Source organism: Trichocoleus sp. AS-A1, from assembly GCF_039962015.1.
Classification (GTDB): Bacteria; Cyanobacteriota; Cyanobacteriia; order Cyanobacteriales; family FACHB-T130; genus FACHB-T130.
Window position 1 is genome coordinate 50,541 of sequence record NZ_JAMPKG010000031.1, and the last position, 18,754, is coordinate 69,294.

20 protein-coding genes and 1 pseudogene are annotated in these 18,754 nt (G+C 48.1%); 14 read left to right on the forward strand and 7 right to left on the reverse strand.

Translation table 11 applies throughout. The annotated features are described in order from the left end of the window. Positions 1-31: 31 nt before the first annotated feature. Entirely contained in the window at positions 32-763 is a 732-nt protein-coding gene (locus tag NC994_RS20955; protein WP_190432241.1) for a carbonic anhydrase, read from the reverse strand. Between the two features lie 196 nt (positions 764-959). Here NC994_RS20955 and NC994_RS20960 point away from each other — a divergent pair, with 196 nt between their 5' ends. From NC994_RS20960 to ndk, 5 genes are all read left to right on the forward strand, one after another. Beyond that, complete coding sequence (locus NC994_RS20960) at positions 960-2,393, forward strand: carotenoid oxygenase family protein (protein WP_190432243.1); 1,434 nt, start codon at positions 960-962, stop codon at positions 2,391-2,393. Between the two features lie 1,000 nt (positions 2,394-3,393). Beyond that, a complete protein-coding gene (miaB, locus tag NC994_RS20965; RefSeq protein WP_190432248.1) occupies positions 3,394-4,758 on the forward strand; it encodes a tRNA (N6-isopentenyl adenosine(37)-C2)-methylthiotransferase MiaB in 1,365 nt (454 codons plus the stop codon). A 44-nt stretch (positions 4,759-4,802) separates the two neighbouring features. Continuing rightward, positions 4,803-5,396: a hypothetical protein gene (locus NC994_RS20970; protein ID WP_190432250.1), complete on the forward strand. Its 594-nt coding sequence runs from the start codon at positions 4,803-4,805 to the stop codon at positions 5,394-5,396. Between the two features lie 122 nt (positions 5,397-5,518). After that, entirely contained in the window at positions 5,519-6,610 is a 1,092-nt protein-coding gene (locus NC994_RS20975) for a D-alanine--D-alanine ligase family protein (RefSeq protein ID WP_190432252.1), read from the forward strand. A 250-nt stretch (positions 6,611-6,860) separates the two neighbouring features. Continuing rightward, positions 6,861-7,292: a nucleoside-diphosphate kinase gene (gene ndk, locus NC994_RS20980; protein WP_348225606.1), complete on the forward strand. Its 432-nt coding sequence runs from the start codon at positions 6,861-6,863 to the stop codon at positions 7,290-7,292. 75 nt (positions 7,293-7,367) lie between these two features. Here the strand turns inward: ndk and NC994_RS20985 are convergent, their stop codons facing one another. Further along, positions 7,368-8,087, reverse strand: coding sequence for a TerC family protein (locus NC994_RS20985; RefSeq protein ID WP_190426878.1), 720 nt, complete (start codon positions 8,085-8,087; stop codon positions 7,368-7,370). A gap of 254 nt (positions 8,088-8,341) precedes the next feature. Between NC994_RS20985 and psaM the strand changes: the two genes are divergently transcribed. Together psaM and NC994_RS20995 are read left to right on the forward strand one after the other, a co-directional pair. Next, entirely contained in the window at positions 8,342-8,437 is a 96-nt protein-coding gene (psaM, locus tag NC994_RS20990; protein WP_190413318.1) for a photosystem I reaction center subunit XII, read from the forward strand. Positions 8,438-8,679: 242 nt separating this feature from the next. Continuing rightward, positions 8,680-9,069, forward strand: coding sequence for a hypothetical protein (locus NC994_RS20995; protein WP_190413320.1), 390 nt, complete (start codon positions 8,680-8,682; stop codon positions 9,067-9,069). Positions 9,070-9,119: 50 nt separating this feature from the next. Here NC994_RS20995 and NC994_RS21000 read toward each other — a convergent pair whose 3' ends face one another. After that, positions 9,120-9,836 carry a tetratricopeptide repeat protein gene (locus tag NC994_RS21000; RefSeq protein WP_190413322.1) on the reverse strand — a complete coding sequence of 239 codons (717 nt, stop codon included), beginning with the start codon at positions 9,834-9,836 and terminating at the stop codon, positions 9,120-9,122. A 465-nt stretch (positions 9,837-10,301) separates the two neighbouring features. Here NC994_RS21000 and NC994_RS21005 point away from each other — a divergent pair, with 465 nt between their 5' ends. Both NC994_RS21005 and NC994_RS21010 read left to right on the forward strand, forming a co-directional pair. Next, complete coding sequence (locus tag NC994_RS21005; RefSeq protein WP_190426879.1) at positions 10,302-10,766, forward strand: hypothetical protein; 465 nt, start codon at positions 10,302-10,304, stop codon at positions 10,764-10,766. Positions 10,767-10,776: 10 nt separating this feature from the next. After that, complete coding sequence (locus NC994_RS21010) at positions 10,777-11,334, forward strand: glutathione S-transferase family protein (RefSeq protein WP_190432255.1); 558 nt, start codon at positions 10,777-10,779, stop codon at positions 11,332-11,334. 88 nt (positions 11,335-11,422) lie between these two features. On the opposite strand, the gene NC994_RS21015 is transcribed toward NC994_RS21010, so the two are convergent. The 3 genes from NC994_RS21015 to NC994_RS21025 form a co-directional block, all read right to left on the reverse strand. Beyond that, positions 11,423-11,560 (reverse strand): photosystem II reaction center protein K, encoded by a 138-nt coding sequence (locus NC994_RS21015; protein ID WP_190413748.1) that lies wholly within the window; start codon positions 11,558-11,560, stop codon positions 11,423-11,425. 238 nt (positions 11,561-11,798) lie between these two features. After that, positions 11,799-12,911 (reverse strand): tRNA guanosine(34) transglycosylase Tgt, encoded by a 1,113-nt coding sequence (gene tgt, locus NC994_RS21020; RefSeq protein ID WP_190432257.1) that lies wholly within the window; start codon positions 12,909-12,911, stop codon positions 11,799-11,801. A 114-nt stretch (positions 12,912-13,025) separates the two neighbouring features. Continuing rightward, a complete protein-coding gene (locus tag NC994_RS21025; protein WP_190432259.1) occupies positions 13,026-13,475 on the reverse strand; it encodes a hypothetical protein in 450 nt (149 codons plus the stop codon). Between the two features lie 324 nt (positions 13,476-13,799). Between NC994_RS21025 and cobS the strand changes: the two genes are divergently transcribed. The 3 genes from cobS (at position 13,800) to NC994_RS21040 (ending at position 15,427) form a co-directional block, all read left to right on the forward strand. Continuing rightward, positions 13,800-14,597, forward strand: coding sequence for an adenosylcobinamide-GDP ribazoletransferase (cobS, locus tag NC994_RS21030; protein ID WP_347276544.1), 798 nt, complete (start codon positions 13,800-13,802; stop codon positions 14,595-14,597). Between the two features lie 165 nt (positions 14,598-14,762). After that, entirely contained in the window at positions 14,763-15,050 is a 288-nt protein-coding gene (locus tag NC994_RS21035) for a DUF433 domain-containing protein (RefSeq protein ID WP_190432261.1), read from the forward strand. An 11-nt stretch (positions 15,051-15,061) separates the two neighbouring features. Then, positions 15,062-15,427, forward strand: coding sequence for a DUF5615 family PIN-like protein (locus NC994_RS21040; protein ID WP_190432263.1), 366 nt, complete (start codon positions 15,062-15,064; stop codon positions 15,425-15,427). A 230-nt stretch (positions 15,428-15,657) separates the two neighbouring features. On the opposite strand, the gene NC994_RS21045 is transcribed toward NC994_RS21040, so the two are convergent. Beyond that, positions 15,658-16,155, reverse strand: a complete 498-nt coding sequence (locus tag NC994_RS21045; protein WP_190432265.1) for a helix-turn-helix transcriptional regulator — start codon at positions 16,153-16,155, stop codon at positions 15,658-15,660. A 153-nt stretch (positions 16,156-16,308) separates the two neighbouring features. Here NC994_RS21045 and NC994_RS21050 point away from each other — a divergent pair, with 153 nt between their 5' ends. Further along, a complete protein-coding gene (locus tag NC994_RS21050; RefSeq protein ID WP_190432267.1) occupies positions 16,309-18,171 on the forward strand; it encodes a tRNA-guanine transglycosylase in 1,863 nt (620 codons plus the stop codon). 160 nt (positions 18,172-18,331) lie between these two features. Next, positions 18,332-18,625, forward strand: a pseudogene (locus tag NC994_RS21055) (DUF262 domain-containing protein); the annotation flags it as partial. Between the last annotated feature and the right edge of the window lie 129 nt (positions 18,626-18,754).

Below are 18,754 nucleotides of genomic sequence, written 5' to 3' on the forward strand. Positions count from 1 at the left end.
CCAGCAGATAAACGCTTGATAACCCACACCTTTATCTCGCGGCAGAACCTCTGTAAATTCGTTCCGCTTGCTCCGGAGATAACAGCATTGAGGGAATTCGCTCAGGATTAGGCTCTACAGATTCATCCTGATTGGTGGAAAGTTGGCTGTAGAGTGGCAGATATTCCTGACGAATCGGATCGTATCCCCAAACATCCCCCGTTTCAATGTGATAAATCCAGGCGTGGAGAGACAGTTTGCCTCGGTGAAGTTTAGCGCGAATCACTGGATAAGTCCGCAGATTTTCAATTTGCGTTAACACGTTCTCAGCAATCGTGGCTTCCAGAAGTTCTTCACCTGAAAGGTCTGTGTAGTTCTCTTTAATTAGCCGACGTGTCGCTTCTGCGTGCTTTAACCAGTCGTGAACCAAGGGCATTTCTGCCGCCAAACCGTCCAATTTTAACAGTCCCTTCATTGCACCGCAGTGAGAGTGACCGCAGACAACAATTTGCTGGATATCTAAAGCATGAACAGCGTATTCAACTGTTGCGCCTTCGCCGCCATTCGTTGCACCAAACGGCGGAATCAGGTTGCCAGCATTGCGGATGACAAACAGTTCGCCGACAGCTGCTTGAGTAATCAAATTTGGATCGATGCGAGAATCAGAGCAGGCGATGAACAGCACCCTCGGTTTCTGACCGTGAGCGAGTTGCTCGAACAATTCCTGGTGTTCGCTGAAGTAGTTGCTTTGAAACTCACGCAGCCCTCTAATCAGTTTCTTCATATAAAGCCAATTTTTGCTCTAGCGATCGCGATCCCTTCCCTCTAAATCATAGGAGAGCGCGAGACACAGGTCGGCGCTACGCGATCGCACTTCCTCTCATATAGCAGCACGCCCGCAAGATCGTTCACACTCAAGAAAGACCTTGCTTAACATTACTTAATTTTATCCCCATTCTGTTGCGTTCTATTCCTGAACTATGACTACAGCCACGAAACCGTCAACCCGTAAAGCTTGGGCAAATGCGATCGCCCAACCTGCACAAGAATTTCCCCTGACTCCCCTCCCCCTCCTTTCCGGCAACATACCGGAAGGTTTGCGCGGCACCCTCTACCGCAACGGCCCAGCCCGCTTAGAGCGTGGCGGCATCCGGGTGGGACACTGGTTTGATGGGGATGGTGCGATTCTAGGGGTGCATTTCAGCGATGCTGGTGCCTCTGGTGTCTATCGCTACGTTCAATCAGAGGGATACCAAGAGGAAGCTAAAGCGAATCAATTGCTCTATGGCAACTATGGCATGACCGCACCAGGCCCCATCTGGAATCAATGGTTCAAACCGATTAAAAATGCCGCCAATACCTCGGTACTCGCTTTGCCGGATAAACTGCTGGCACTGTGGGAAGGCGGCAAACCCCACGCCCTCGACCTGCAAACCTTGGAAACTTGGGGATTAGAGAATTTATCGGAACTGAGTGACGGATTACATTATTCCGCTCATCCCAAGCGCGACGCCCAGACTGGGGAAATTTTTAACTTTGGGGTTTCACCCGGACGGAATGCAACGCTGAATATTTATAAAAGTGACTCCACAGGCAAGATTCTGCAAAAGGCGGTAGTTCAACTAGATGGCATCCCAATGGTGCATGATTTTGTCCTTGCTGGGCAGTATTTAGTCTTTTTCGTGCCGCCAGTGCGAGTGAACGTGCTGCCGTTGCTAACAGGCATAACCAGCTATAGCGATGCGCTGGAGTGGCAACCAAACCTCGGTACTCAGTTTTTGGTTTTTGACCGCGAAACCCTGTCGTTGGTGAGTCGTGGCGAAACTGAACCCTGGTATCAGTGGCACTTTGCGAATGGCTATGTGGATGCCAGCGGATCGGTGATTGTGGATGTTGTCCGCTACGAAGACTTTCAGACCAATCAGTATCTCAAGGAAGTCGCGACGGGTGAAACCCGGACTCCTGCCAAGAGTACGCTGTGGCAAATCCATCTCAACCCGGCAATCAGTCAGGTAACAAGCATCCAAGAAGTTTTAGATCGGCACTGTGAGTTCCCGGTTGTGCCACAGCATCTGGTCGGTCAAGCTTCGCCCCAAACCTATCTATCGGTACATCGGCAAGGTGTAGAGATTAGCCAAGATCAATTTGGCGCGATCGCTCGTTTTGACTCCAAAACTGACACCCTAGAGGAAGCCGATTTGGGTGAGAATCGTTATCCCTCAGAACCCATCTATGCTCCGGATGCCCTGAATCCCGAACAGGGTTGGGTGTTAACGGTGGTGTATGACGGCAACACCGATACCAGCGAAGTCTGGGTTATGAATAGCGATCGCCTTTCGGAGCAACCTGCGTGTCGTTTGGGATTACCTAGTACAATCCCCCCTAGCTTCCACGGCACCTGGAAACCAGCTTAGGGTTCTATCAACGTTATTTTGAAGTCTTATATTGTCTCTGTAGGGGCACTCTTGCTTGCGCCCCTACAGACCCTCAATGCGCGAAATCTCGCCTTTTTTATCATCCGGCGACTCCTTCATCAACCCAGAGGGCGATCGCCCGCTTCGCTGATTTTCAGGGTTACATCTACAATTTTTTTGCTAAGTAATTAGCTAATTTTTCAAAACTAAGGCAAAGTAGACGAATTCAAAAAGATAATATAAAAAGCCCGCTTTATTCAAGAAAACGGGCTTTTTATATTTGGCGATTATTTGGCTGATGTTGACTGTTTTAATCCTCACAGAAAATAGAAAAACCGACCTGTAGAACTAGGGGAAGCTGGGTTGCGCTTCTATGTCAAATCAAGATGAAACAACCCCCTCAAAGCGGCTTCAGAATTTCCTCTTCCTCTTCGTCCGCTACCGCGATGGGCACTGTCCTGCCTTGAATCATGAGTAAATAAGTGTTTTTGGGTTGAATCTGCTTGGTGCAAATTTTCCGAGCGATCCCGAAGGTTTGGTAAATTCACCGCGAAGCCAGTAACTAATAGGCTTGATAAGAAGAGGGAGCTGTAAAGGCGCATAGTAGATGTCTCGTCAGAGCTTCTATTGCCTGATTCGGACTCTCTGATGCATAATCAGGATAAAATTGCAAAACAATTTGAATAACTGAGTTTAGGATGCTGTAATTTATTGCGGAATTCGTAGAATAAACGTCCTACTTTGTTCCCGCAATTTTTTACAAGCGTCAGAAAATATAGGCTTGCCTGAAGATTCAAGAACGCTGACTCACCGCTGCTTGGGTTATAGGTGCTTGGATCGTGGGTGCTTGGGCACCGTGAGAGCGATCGCTCTCGAACTTTGGCAACGCTTACGGGCAGTTCTGGCAGTTTTAGATGTAAAGACGCGATAGCTGTATTCTCCAGATAGGTACTATAGATATACAGTTCCGATTATTTTCATTGATTTGTTGTAGCCGTCCATGACCACTTCTCCCCGCCGGTATCACATCACCACCTTTGGCTGCCAGATGAACAAAGCCGACTCAGAGCGTATGGCTGGCATCTTGGAAAATATGGGCTTTGAATGGTCAGAAGAACCTGAAAATGCAAACCTGATCCTCTACAACACCTGCACCATTCGGGATAACGCCGAGCAAAAAGTTTATTCCTATCTAGGCAGACAGGCGAAGCGCAAGCACGAACAACCAGATTTGACACTGGTAGTTGCGGGTTGCGTCGCTCAGCAGGAAGGGGAAGCACTGTTGCGGCGGGTGCCAGAATTAGACTTAGTCATGGGACCACAACACGCCAATCGCCTCCAAGATTTGCTGGAACAAGTTTTCAACGGCAATCAGGTAGTGGCGACTGAGGCAGTTCATATCATTGAAGACATCACCAAGCCGCGCCGCGACAGTAAAGTGACAGCTTGGGTGAATGTAATTTACGGCTGCAATGAACGCTGTACGTACTGCGTGGTTCCCAGCGTTCGCGGCGTCGAGCAATCGCGGACTCCAGAAGCGATTCGCGCCGAAATGGAGGAAATAGCGCGTCAAGGATATAAGGAAATCACCCTATTGGGGCAAAATATCGACGCCTACGGGCGGGATTTGCCCGGAATCACGGCAGAAGGGCGTCACCAGAATACGCTCACAGACTTGCTTTATTACGTTCATGATGTGCCGGGAATTGACCGGATTCGCTTTGCAACCAGCCATCCTCGCTATTTCACCGAACGGTTAATTCGAGCTTGTGCCGAATTGCCCAACGTGTGCGAACATTTCCACATTCCCTTCCAGTCAGGAGATAACGAGATTCTGAAGGCAATGGCGCGGGGTTATACCCATGAGAAATATCGCCGCATCATTGACACGATTCGCCGGTATATGCCAGATGCCTCGATTAGTGCGGATGCGATTGTCGGCTTTCCGGGAGAAACCGAGGAACAGTTTGAGAATACGCTGCGACTGGTGGAAGATATTGGTTTTGACCTGTTAAATACGGCTGCTTATTCTCCGCGTCCGGGAACGCCAGCAGCCCTGTGGGAGAATCAGCTGAGCGAACAGGTAAAAAGCGATCGCCTTCAACGTCTCAATCATTTAGTTTCAATTAAAGCGGCTCAAGCGTCCCAGCGTTACTTCGGTCGCATCGAAGAAGTCTTGGTAGAAGATCAAAATACCAAAGATCCCACCCAGGTGATGGGACGTACGCGGGGCAACCGTCTCACCTTCTTTACCGGCAACATTGCCGAACTCAAAGGTCAAGTGGTGAAAGTCAAAATCACCGAAGTTCGCGCGTTTAGTTTGACTGGGGAACCATTGGAAGTGCATCAGCCAGTGCCGGTATAAGATTTTTAGGTGGCTCAGAGGATTTCGCGGTGCTAGCATCTGCTATGAAAACATTTATCACCTTGTGGAAACTTGAAGTAAGCTCCCGCCTCCCACTCCTCCGGCGAGACTTGCAAGAAGCGGTTTATCTTCCCCCTCGCATTGCTTACACTTTATACAACGCGCTGATATTGGTGTATTGGACGGCAATTGCTACGGGAAGCATTGCTTGGTTGACTTGCCGCTTTACTTACTTACTCGGTGTTAGCACTCGTCAACTGATTCTTCCTAAACAGGAACCGCTTCAGCTCAAGGGTAAAAAACCCCCGGTTCAGGCGATTCAGACTGGCACCGCCACGGCACCCCTCCCCACCGCTAAACCAAGCATCCAGGCTTCCACCGCCACAACCCCAGTCCCCACGGCAATACCCACCATTCAGGCTCCCCCAGGCCTGACGCCAGTCGCTAGCGCACCTCTAGCCGTGGAAAAAATCGCACTTAGCGAGTTGACCACTACGGCGGCTCAAAAGGTCAAAGCAGCGAATCCCGATCGGGTCGTCCTGGCTCGACCTTGGGGCAGAGGATGGCGGATTGCCGTGCTGGAGCCGGAAGAAGCGATGACTGTCCAACGTCCCTGGAAACTCGTTGTCCGCTCCTGAGCGAGGCAAATAACACTGGCATCATAACAAAGAGGGTTGAGGGAGTTTCCGTATCGGAGTTCGTCTCACGCCTCTAGGCTGTAGTAAACTATCGGCGGTGTGCAGTGTCAGGAATATCCGAAATGAATAAAATGCGGGTGGGATTGCTGTTTGGGGGTTGTTCGGGAGAACATGAAGTTTCGCTAAGTTCGGCACGGGCGATCGCGCAAGCTTTGAGTGCCCAACAAAACAGCGCTAAGTACGAACTCCTGCCTTTCTACATCCACAAAGATGGACGTTGGCAAGCCGGGGAAGTGGCTCAACAAGTTTTAGCATCTGGAAGACCGCCGGAATCCCAACTCGCCTCAGAAAATTCTCAGCAACCGTTACCCAGTCCCGAAAACGTAACTCGTTGGCAATTTCCCCCCGAAGCTGCTGAGGTAGATGTCTGGTTTCCCATCCTCCACGGCCCGAATGGGGAAGATGGCACCGTTCAGGGGATGCTGAAATTAATGCAAGTGCCTTTTGTTGGGACTGGGGTTTTAGGTTCTGCGATGGGAATGGACAAAATTGCCATGAAAATGGCATTCGCCAATGCAGGATTGCCTCAAGTGAAATACATCACCGTTAATCGCTCGCAAGTGTGGTCGAATCCCTGTGTTTTCCCCAAGCTTTGCGAACAAATTGAAGCTACACTCGGTTATCCCTGTTTTGTGAAACCGGCGAATTTAGGTTCATCGGTGGGAATTTCCAAAGTGCGATCGCGTGCTGAGTTAGAAACCGCCCTCGATAACGCTGCCAGCTACGACCGTCGCTTAATTGTGGAAGCAGGCGTGGTGGCGCGGGAGTTAGAATGTGCCGTTTTGGGGAATGACAATCCCAAAGCTTCTGTCGTTGGAGAAATTACCTTTGACAGTGATTTTTACGACTACGAAACGAAGTACACCGAGGGACGCGCGGATTTAGCGATCCCAGCGAGAGTGCCAGATGCCGTTGCCACTCAAATCCAAGAAATGGCTCTTCAAGCGTTTGCCGCAGTTGATGGGGCTGGTTTGGGGCGGGTGGACTTTTTCTACGTTGAAGCCACTGGCGAAGTCTTGATTAATGAAATTAATACCATGCCTGGTTTCACGGCAACGAGTATGTATCCCCAACTTTGGGGGGCGACGGGTGTTGCTTTCCCAGAATTAGTCGATCAACTGATTCAATTAGCCTTAGAACGTCATAACGGGTAGATCGGCAGCAATTCATTTAAACTTTTAACGCAAAGGTAGGCGAAGGAAACCGCAAAGGAACGCCAAGAGGGATTTGGGTGAGATGCTCAATTTGGCAGTGTCAACGCGGTGGGAATTTACTTAAAGTTGATCTTCGTATCCTTTTGCGTAAACCTTTGCGCCCTTTGCGTTAAAAAGCCTTCTAGTCTAATCTGTGTTTTGTATCAGTTTGTAAAATCTAAAGGAGATAAACTTGGAACGGACATTTGTCATGGTCAAGCCTGATGGTGTACAGCGCAACCTCGCGGGTGAGGTCATCCGGCGCTTTGAAGCCAAAGGTTTTACTCTGGTTGGCTTAAAGTTGATGAGTGTGAGCCGGGAACTGGCAGAGCAGCACTATGACGTACACCGAGAAAGACCGTTTTTTGCGGGTTTGGTCGAGTTTATCACCTCTGGCCCAGTAGTCGCGACGGTATGGGAAGCCGATGGAGTGGTCGCAGCCGCTAGAAAAATGATTGGGGCGACTAACCCACTGACCGCTGAACCGGGTACAATTCGCGGCGATTATGGAGTCAGTATTGGTCGCAACCTCATCCACGGTTCCGACGCTATCGAAACCGCGCAGCGCGAGATTGCTCTGTGGTTTAAAGATGAAGAACTTGTTAGCTGGAAGCCCAGCTTGACTTCCTGGATCTACGAGTAAATCACCAACGGCTAATCGCGAACGGCGCTTAAAAAATGTGCCATCGGCGATTAGCCATTTTCAATCTTTTTTTGCCTAACGCTTTTGCTCTTCCTTCTGCTGAATCTCTACGGTTTGCTCAGCGGGGACGCGCTGAGAAAATCCCCAGGCAAATATCACCCCAATACAGGCAATGGTTAACCACTCTGGCGGCACCAAATCTGGCTGAATCGCTTTGCAGAGCAATCGCAATCCTACAAGGGCAACGGTGATATAGCCAGCATCCTGAAGATGGACAAATTCATCGAGCCAACGGATGAATAAGCCAGCCATAAACCGCAGCGTAATCACTCCAATCGTACCTCCGGTGAGAACCAGCCAGGTATCTTTAGAAATTGCGATCGCTGTAGTGACGCTATCGAGGGAAAAAGCTAAATCGGTGACGGCGATTATCGGAATTGCATGCCATAGAGAAGCAAATCGCGGCCCATGATGTTCCTGAGCTTCCCCTTCATCGGAAGTAAAATACTGAAACACCAGCCAAAGCAGATAGAGTGCCCCTAATAACTCAAACTGCCAGAACTGAATTACCCAGGTTGCTGTCAGAATCAAAGTGATTCGGAGGATGTAGGCAACTGCTAATCCAAAGTTGAGGGCGCGACGCTGGAGCGTGCTGTCTTCTAAGCCTTGGGCAATAGCTGCTAGGGCGATCGCGTTATCCGCTGACAGCACTGCCTCTAATACAACTAGAACAAGCAGTACAAGGGGAGCTTCAAGTCCCGGATTGAGCGGAGAGTTCAGGATTTGGTCTAGCATTCACGCAAGCTTCAAACTGGAACTATCAAACTAAAAGCAAAAATTAACTGGCTAAATTGTGCCAAAATGATTGCTGTCTTAATTAAGCTTAACCTTTGTCGGGAAAAATTAGTCGAAAATTCCATTAAGCAAGCCAAACAATGGAGCTAGAATTTTTACGCGGCTGTGTTGCATCTTGTTACAAGATGTTTATATTGGGCATAATTTAGCCGAAATTGTTGAACTATAAACCTGAAATAAGGAGTTGGTAAACGATGTCGATATCCGATACCCAAGTGTATATTGCTTTAGTTGTGGCGCTGTTTGCTGGCATCATGGCATTCCGGCTATCAACGGAACTGTACAAGTAGATGTCACCCCTTGCTAGGGACTAGCCGCTGATGGCAAGAGAGAGTGAGGGAATGACAGGGCTTTAGTACACATCGGCTCCCCTTCTCCCGCTCCCTCTTCCCCTGGTTTCTAGTCCTTAGCATCCAATCCCTAGCTTCTTAATTCACTTGCAGCAACTCTAGGCAGGGGTACCTCCCTTAAAGCCTTTGACATCTATCGACAGACATAGTGGCGCTTGCGTCCAGAGTGGTATCCTGACACCATGAATGCTATTGAACCCTCACAACCTCATCAGCAACCGGCACCAAACAGCCGGATAGTTCCTCGGACGCGGCGACAACCGCGACGCCATCCTAACCGAGCGATCGCAATCGAAACGACAGCTAAATTAGCAGTAAATGTAGTGCTTTCATCGGCAGCGATCGCCGCTCTCGTGCAACTTTTGCCTTATCACCTGTCCCAGCAAGCAAAGCTAGGAGAAATCCGACAAGAAGTGAAGCGCACAGAAAAACGAGTCAATCGTTTAAGTAATAACTTCAGCCGCTACTTCGATCCCCAGCAAGCCAAAAGCGTGATGCAGGAACAAAGCCATCGAGTTGACCCTTCTCAGCGTCCAGTTGTGTGGCTGGATAACAATACGACTGATGAGTAAAAATTCAAAATATTTTGAATTTTGAATTTTTTTGAATTTTAAATGGTTCCTCAAGCGCTGATAGGTTTCAGCAGTTGGTTCATCCAATTTTCGACTTGCAAGCGCAAGCGTCCGGCAGAACCAAAAGGAGCAAGCACAGCCAAAGCGTTTTGATAATCAGCGATCGCGCAGTTCCAGTCGCCGTGCAGATGATGGGTACGACCCCGCTCTGCGTAGATATTCCCTTGTAGCTGACCTAATCTCAGCACTAGGTCAAAATTCTCTAACGCCAAGTCGTAAAGTCCCAGATCCCGAAAGGTGATCCCTTGGTTGATCCAAGCCCGAACGTTGCCAGGGTTGAGATCCAGGGTCATCTCGTAGTCCGCGATCGCTTCTGCCAACTGTCCTAAAGAAGCGTAGTAGTTGGCGCGATTGTTGTAAACACTGTCCAAGTGGGGATCGAGTTCCAACGCCGTGTTATAGTCGGCGATCGCTTGCTCCTTTTGACCGTTCTGGAAATAAATCAACCCCCGGTTGTTATAGTCAGTGGCACTGCTGGGGTTCAGTTCGATGAGAGTCGTCAGGATAGCGATCGCGCCGTTGCGATCGCCATGCTGAGCTTTTTCCTTTGCTAAAGCTCGTAGGGAGCGCAGGGATTGGTTCTGGTGTCCTCCAGATACCGAGGTGACTAGATTAAAACGCCTTGGAACTGTGCCGGTGGTCAATGAAACCGGCGAACCGTTTTGGTGTTTTGCCTGGTCTTGAAAATTGATTGCGCGAGCGTTCATAATCATCCTCAAGGGTACCTTGGACTTCTCTGGAATCTACTTTAGCGGCTTCCTATTCGTTGCCGGGGTGTTCTGTGTCACTGCTTAAAGCGTCTTCCAGCACTGGAGCGATCTCCTATACCTTCAGTTCGGTTTGGATGTCCTTTAGGAAATCTACAGCCCCAATCCAGAGCATTACTGAAACTATCTGTAGAGACTCCCTAAATCTCGTATTTACCCGTCTAGGAGAACTGACGACTGTGAAGCTTGCAGGATTGGCATAGGAAAAAATTATGGATTTTGAGCGGGGGATGCGAGGGGTGAAAATCCTACAACCATGCAAAGGTGCAAAAGAGCAGGGAAAATTGAAGCGATGCTCCCCATTACACCTCTCCCCACTGCCCCAACTGAATGGATGCTGGTAGAATGCAAGCGATACTTACGCGCTCCCGTCGGTGTTTGGCAATCGTTCCTTAAAACGGTCTTATGACAACTGCAACTTCTTATCCCAATGCTCCCGATCTCAGCGAAGATGACTACCTGCTACTTGGCTTAGCCACTTGTTTCTTCAAGGAAGATGGCGAAGTCCAAGAAGTCAACATTATTGAACCCATCCCCTCAGCTGCTCTGGAAGCACTTCTGAAAGGGATTCCGACCTCCTACAAGATGGCTGTTGCGACCACAATGGGTGCAGTGATCGTCGGCGATAACCTCTACAAGCCAGCAGATTTTCCAGAAGAGGCGCAATTTAGCGATGAGTTCACTTTTCGGGCGATCGCATCTGTTCGCACCTATAAGAACAAACCAGAGGCCAAATCTCATATTCCTCTGGGCACTACCCGCAATGACTTTAACTATTCCGTCGAACGCAAGCGAGTACTGAATGCTCAGCGCGTTGTCCGCAAAGAAGACAACGTGAAACAACACTCTCACACCCATAAAGTCCTTTAGGATATCTGCGATGTTGAAACTGTATGGCGGTGCCCGTAGTCGGGCATCCATTGTTAAGTGGTATCTTGAAGAGTTGGGCGTTCCTTACGAATTCGTCCAGCTCGATATGCAGGCAGGCGCTCATCTCCAACCAGAGTTTCTGGCAATTAACCCGATCGGAAAAGTCCCGGCAATTGTTGATGGAGATTTTAAACTCTGGGAGTCAGGGGCGATTCTGCTGTATCTCGCCCAAAAGTACGGCAAGATGCCAGCCACTCTGGAGGAACAAGCTCAAATCACCCAATGGGTAATCTTTGGCAATGCCACCTTAGGATCAGGGATTTTTGTGGAAGCGAGTCGGGAACGCGAAACGCCTAAGTTGCTGACACCGCTGAATGAAATTTTGGAAGGGCAACCGTTCCTGTTAGGCGAGGAACTAACGGTCGTCGATGTAGCGGTAGGGTCGATTCTGGCTTATATACCCATGATGCTGAAGCTCGACCTGAGCGAATATCCAGCAGTTGTTACCTATATCCAGCGACTCTCGGAACGTCCTGCCTTTCAGAAAGCAATGGGATCGCAGGGTTAAACAAGTTTTAGGAAGCGGCCTTGTGCCTACCCTGAATCATAAAAGGGCACCCATGTGGGTGCCCTTTCAATTTTTTGGCAGTTCAGGTTTAGCGGAAACCCACAGATGCTTGCCAAACGAAAGCCAACAACAAGAAGAACACGGGGATGATCGGGAGAACGTCTACCAGGGGGTCAAAGAAGGAGTAAGCTTCCGGCAGTTTTGCCAACAGCAGTGCTGCTTCCATATTTAAAATCCACCTTTCCAACACAGTTTTAAGAATTGACAAGTATCTTAACATGACTCGGCTGTTAGCTGGACGCGATTTCAGCCTACATGGAAAATTTACTTTTACTAAACGGTGGCGATCGCTCTTGACGATCCTCGACCGCTAAAATTCCCCAAAATTGCGATCGCTATCTCTAAAAAGGCCGACTCGATCCGAAAGACGTTTACGCTCATGCTTAAAGTTTTTTAATTTTTAATTATTCTGTTGGAGTGTCTAGCCAGTGACCAAATTCCGTGACAAAGCGATCGCCTAAAATTGCTTCCCGGATTCGTTGGGTAAACCGAATCAATTCAGTAATGTTGTGAATTGAGAGTAAGGTGTAACCGAGGATTTCTCGCGTTCGCACTAAATGACACAAGTAAGCGCGACTGAAGTTCTGGCAGGTGTAGCAAGGACAACTCGCATCCAGGGAACTGAAATCTTCTCTGTACTGAGCGTTTTTCAAATTCCAGCGTTCTCCCTGTACCATCACAGTACCGTGACGCGCCCAGCGAGTGGGTATCACACAGTCAAATAAATCGATACCCGCAGCGATCGCTTGTGCCATTTCTCGATAAGTGCCGACACCCATCAGGTAACGAGGCTTTTCGGCGGGTAACACTGGCGCAGTCGCCCGCACAATCTGGTGAATCAGTTCCGCCGGTTCTCCCACGCTGACGCCGCCAATCGCGTATCCTGGCAAATTTAACTCCGCTAATGACTCAGCAGCCGCAACTCGCAAATCCAGGTAAACGCCACCTTGAACAATCCCAAACAAAGCTTGCTCATTCGGACGTTGGTTAGCATTTATACATCGTTCCAGCCACCGATAAGTCCGCTCTGTTGCCGCCATGACTTCTGAGCGCTCCGCTGGATAAGGCGGACACTCATCAAATGCCATAATGACATCTGCTCCCAGTTCGTTCTGAATTTGGATTGACCGCTCCGGCGTTAGATGAATCATCCGCCCATCGCGGGGAGAGCGAAAAGTTACACCCTCTTCAGTAATTTTCCGCAACTCGCTCAAGCTAAACACCTGGAAGCCGCCAGAATCTGTCAGCATCGGCTTCTTCCAGCCCATAAAGCGGTGCAGCCCACCTGCACCCGCCACAATTGCTTCTCCAGGTTGCAAGTGGAGGTGAAAGGTATTCGCCAAAACCATTTGGGCACCCGTTGCCTCCAGCTGATCGATTGTCACAGATTTGACAGTCGCCAGCGTCCCTACCGGCATAAACTTAGGTGTTTCTACTAAGCCATGTGGTGTCAAAAAAGTCCCGGCTCGTGCCTGCGTATGGCGACAACGCGCCTGACATTGAAACGAAAATCCCACTTACTTTAGCTGCGAGTCCTACTAACAATAGTCTTTAGTCTTTAGTTTTTAGATGATTAGTCGATTTTTATTGACTAATGACTGATGACTAACGACTTCCTAACTAAAGATTACTTAGAATAAGCAATCGTCGTCGTCAAGTTGGACATCCCACTTAGCAGACAGAACTTGTGTCACCATTGCTTCTAAAGCAGCGGCGTTAATGATCGGCGTGCTTTGCTCTTGGAGTGGGCTAGAAAGTGGTATCAAACGTAACTGACGATGATCTTGAATCAAGTCAAAATAAGATTCCTGTTCGCTCGACTGGTGCAGTTGCAAATAATCAAAACTATGGACGTTAAGATAGATTGCCTGGTTAGCAATCATCGTAGACCGCTGTGGTTCAGCAAATACGTCCAGTACGCATCCTTCGCCCTCGCTCTGAACTTTGCCATCGAGGGTGTGGATGTAGCGAACGCGACCTAGATCGGTCAACAGTCGTCGCATATCTTGTTTATTAACAATAATGCCGCTGTCAATAATACATGGAGCCGGTAAGTGGGGCGGAGATTGGTCATAAGTCATGGGAACAGCCTCTGGTTCAAACAAGCCCGATCTTGCCTGGTCGCTGCGTAGATGCAACAGAATAATGCGATATACACTACTTAGGGAAGTAGGTAGCTTTCATAACCTAATGGTATACGCGCTTTGGGCAAGAATCCGAATCCTTACGGCATACGCATTCGACGGTTATGGCGAACGCGAACACTCAGCAAAGCGCGAGGAGCCTAACGGCATACGCCTATGGCAATCGGAACTGCTACGAGACAATCTTAGCCCAACATTTCTCCCCTGTTCATACGCTAATCTGCTGAATTTGTTATCGAAAAGTCATTAAGTTTGTTTGTGGTGCAAATTTTCTCATTTTGGAAAGGATTTCTGGGTGCGATCGCGTTTTACACCTGTATTCCGATTCCATCTGGATGGACATTAGAATTTCGCGGCATTGCGCGTTGGGCACCTTTGGTGGGTTTATTTATTGGAGGGTTACTCGCTCTTCTGGATACTTGTTTTCAACTGCTGGGTGTCCCAATGCTGACTCGCTCTGCAATGGTCGTTGTTGCTTGGATTGCCCTCACCGGGGGTCTGCATCTGGATGGGGCTATGGATACAGCAGATGGACTGGCAGTGCAGGATTTTTCTTCGGACGAGCTACGCGAACGGCAGCGGCGTTTAAAGGTGATGGCAGATAGCGCCACGGGTGCCTTTGGAGCGATGGCAGCGATCGCGCTGCTGCTATTAAAAACATCTGCTCTGAGTGACTTAGAATCTTATCGGTGGCTGGCACTAATGGTATCGGCAGGATGGGGAAGGTGGGGACAAGTGGTAGCGATCGCTTGCTATCCTTACCTCAAAGCGGAGGGTAAAGGTGCCTTCCATAAAGAATCCATCCGGACGCCTCAAGACATCCTACTGGGATTGCTAGTGCTATTTGCCCTGATGGGATTACAGATCGTCCTATCGCCGACTCGGTGGCCCGCAGCGGTGGGAACGGCAGCCGCAGGATGCGCGATCGCGTTTTTAACAGGAGTCTGGTTTCACCGCCAGCTAGGCGGTCATACCGGCGATACCTACGGGGCAGTTGTAGAGTGGACAGAAGCTTTGTTATTGTGCGCGATCGCCAGCCTCTACTCTGACTCCCCCTAAGTCTCTGTACCAAGTTGCCAACCCTCAGAAACTTTTTGTAAACACCAGTTAAGCGATTTTTTGTTTCTTGTTCGTCTATTGTTTTAGACTTTACGCAGCGATTATCCACAAGAAAGAAAATGATAGATTGTGGATGAGCAATCTTAGCTTCAGCTTTTGTCAATTATGCTAACTTCTACTGACATCGGTACACTTGTGACCTGTTCTCCAGATATTGGCAGGGGTCGTCCAATGATTGCGGGAACCAGAACCTCTGTGAGTCGGGTAGTGGTTCTCTACAAACAAGGTGCTAGTGCCGAAGAGATTGCACGTCGTATGAGTTACCTAAACCTTGCCCAAGTTTACGCTGCTTTGGCTTACTATCATGCCAACCGCGATCGCATTGAAGCAGATTTAGCTGAGGAAGATGCCGAATACGATCGACTGGCAGCATTACACAGTAAGAAGGATTAACGAGTTCGTGGATGAGCAAGATACTGCTGTATATCGACGAAGACGCAATCGATGAGGATTTTGTACAAGCTTTGCGATCGCGCTATGTAGATGTGTTAACAGTCGCAGATGTGGGAATGCTACATCGCTCCGATGATGAGCAGCTTGTTTGGGCTAGAGAAAATAGTCGAGTTATTTTCAGCTTTAACGCCAGAGACTTTTATCAGCTGCATACAATACTGCTTGAGCAAGGTTTGTCCCATGCAGGGATTATTCTGGCTCCACAGCAACGGTACGGGATTGGCAAACTGATGCGCGGAGTTTTGCGGCTGATTAACACGAGATCAGCAGAAGAAATGCAGGGACAAGTAGAGTTTTTGAGCAACTGGGTTTCATGAGAGAGTGGGCATTGCCGACCCTTCTCCCTTCTAGTGCATGAGGATAGTTAGCAGGTATTGGGACGCTAGCGGCACGATGGTGTACAGTTGGAAATTTTGAATGGAGTTTCAATGACCATCCCACCTAGGAGTGGTAGGGGTTTGCCTCTGCAATCGTCCATGCTTGACTATTGCCAGAGCTGGATGTCTTTTTGACAGCCTAGGCGGTTAGTAGTTATAATGTCAATAATTTACTCTAAGCTTTCAGAACTCCCCATGTACCTGAATCCAGCTATCCCAGCAACTAACTCCAGATGTTTTGATTTGGATCGGGTGGGCGCATAGGCTCCCTTCTCCCAGTCGCTGACAGTTTTCTGACGTACACCGAGGCTTTGTGCAAACGCTACCTGTGTCAGACCCATATGAAGACGTAGTGCTTTGATCAGGTCCCTATTCCACAGCACAGTGTCACCCACGCGCTGAACTTGGTAGTCAGTAGTAGGTTTACGAAATGTCACTCGTTGCCCATCCAGATCCACATTCTCAACGCGATATCCGGCTTCCATCCAGGCTGAGGCTTGCAGTGCGCCTTTGCTGCGATTGCTCCACCATGCCCGTTTACTCCGTGCTGAGTCGGGCAAGGGGTTATTCATCAGAGCCTCGATTTCGGCAAAGGTCAGTAGGACTTCACGCTGATTGCTGCCACGCAGAAATTCGAGGAGTGGCTGGTACTTGCTGCCCTCCTTCATGCAATTTTTCTTCTCCTAAGATCGTCTGCTTGCCCAGTATAGTAACGAAAAGGCTCCTACTTGGTGTTATGGTGTTGCTCCCCTGCCAGTATAGAAGTCCCTGAAATTGTCATAGCTGTGTCACCTGTAATCGTGGCTAAACTCACAAGATAAATGTTTTCAACAACACCTTTCAAACATGGTCGTATCGGTAATTTATATCTTTCACAGACACAAACAGTAATTTCTACACCATGTTTGTTTCCGGTAGTATGTCTAGTTACTGGTACAACAGCCAGAGGAGGAGGTTTGTGGAAGTACGTTCTCCAAACAGACGAGTCCAACGGCTTGCTGCGTCGTGAAGAACCAGTGCCATTGATGTCTCAAGTGCTTCATTTTTTGGACTTTATTCCTAATAGACCTCATGAGTTAGACAAATGGCGAAAGCGTGGCATTAAACAGCGTTACATGGAGGAGGTCAACCTTAAGCAATTTGCATCTCCATTATTTCTCGATTCTGGCGGTTTTAAGCTGCTTTGGAACAAAAGCGTAAACTTGTCAGCTTATGATTTGTCTATTGAAAATGGAAAAGGTTCACAGACGATTTTAGAATTACAGAGAGAATTTAATGGTGACATTGTTGCTACCCTAGATTATCCTTTGCCTCCTGGTTTAGCGCAGGCTGAGGCTGAGGAGCGTATGCAGAAAAGTATCGAAAATGCTGTCAGCGCAGCTCTAGAACTTCGGAAAAGGTCAGATTATAAACCTTTTCTATATGTTGCTGCCCACGGTCAAAATAGAGATAGTATGGGACGCTATGTAAAACAAGTCTTTGATAGGTTCCAAGCTGAAGATTTGAAAGATTACCGATTCGGATTAGCCGTTGGCTCGTTGGTACCCCTACGAGGTAGTCATAAATTCTTGGCTATCCTTAGCATCCTACAAGGCTTGCAGGAGAATATTCCAGAAGAACGGCGTGCTGAAATACCCATCCACGTTTTTGGGGTTACTGGTAATATAGTTCCCCTTCTAGCCTATTTAGGCGTGGACAGCTTCGACTCTAGTACCTATGTCCAAGAAACTAGAAGCCTAAGCTACATTAACCCGGCGACGGGACGCACCCAGCCAGTTTTAGAGATGGAAAAGTTAACCTGTGATTGCCGCGTGTGCAAGCAGGCAAACCTTGAAGAAATACAAAATGCCTTAACATCTGAAATTCGTGGTCGTCCCCAAGCTAGTGGTCACTACAAAAGCAAATACTATGGTGATATTGCTCTCCACAACTTGGAAATGGACTTCCGAATTGTTGATGAGACTAAAAAGGCTATAGAAGCGAATTTATTACAGGATTATTTGATACGACATACAGAAAAATTTTCTCAGCTACGACCTGTATTAGGTGCGATCGCTCAAGAAGATGAAAGTCTGCAAGTTAGGCTATCACGCACGATAATCTCTATGCCTCGGCAGCTAGAACTAGAGCTTGATCGACGAGTTATTTCTCTCAACTATAATTCAGAGGATTTTAATATCCTGACCAATGGTTATCGACCCCAGAAAGGCAAGAGGGTGTTGCTGATAATCCCTTGTTCAGGTGGCAAACCATATTCTAAGTCCCGTTCCCATCGCCTGATCGCAGAACGTCTTGAGCAAGGTTTGGGTGAGAAGACGAAACTGATTCAAAAAGTGACACTTTCTGGACTCTACGGTCTTGTACCAGAAGAATACGAGCAGGAAGAAGCTATTTTGGGGTATGACTTTCGCCTAGAGGCATTCAATAAGGAGCAAATTGCTTTAGTAACCGATCGCCTAGTGACTTACTTGGAGCGTCACAGCGGCCACTATGTCGCCTGTATAGGTTACGCTACCAGCAGTGCCTATCGTACTGTATTGGAGCAGGCGGCTAAAAAGGTATCCTGTGGTTTGCAGGTGCTTCCGGTTAAGCCTAAGACTCGCAGAATGACCGAGTTTTTCCGAAAGGAAAATTTAGCAGAGTTGGTGGAGCAGCTTAGGGCTATCTTTGATATCGAGGAATAATAGAAGTAGACCTCATACCTCTACATCTATGTCTGACCACGCTCTTGGTGTTCTGCTTAAAGGATGCTTCGCTAGGCTGAATGCTGCAAATTATGATGTTATAGTTTTGTTATTTTATACTTGTATTTAGCTGTCAACCATTAGTAAAGGACGAAATCAAATGGCTTCACTTGAAGAAATCATAGATCAAAAAATTGGAGAAGTTCGTACAGAAGCTCTTGATTTAAGCTTTGGAGAAATTGTTAATTTACATGCTGCTGATGAACTTATTATTCAGCCTGAATATCAGCGTTTATTTCGGTGGTCTGATGTAAAGAAATCTAGACTTATAGAATCAATTCTTTTGGAATTGCCTATTCCTCAGATTTTTGTAATAGAGAATTCCACTGGAGTCCTAGAACTGATTGATGGTTTACAAAGAGTAAGTTCCGTAATTCAATTTATTGATGCCTCAGCTTTAAAAGGGGAAGCAGGGTAAGCGCATCTAAATTCGGGTGTAAATATGATACTAGAGAGATGCAATCTACCTCGAAGGGTGAGGCGGTTTCATGACAAAAAACTTAGACTCAACTACACCAGGTGA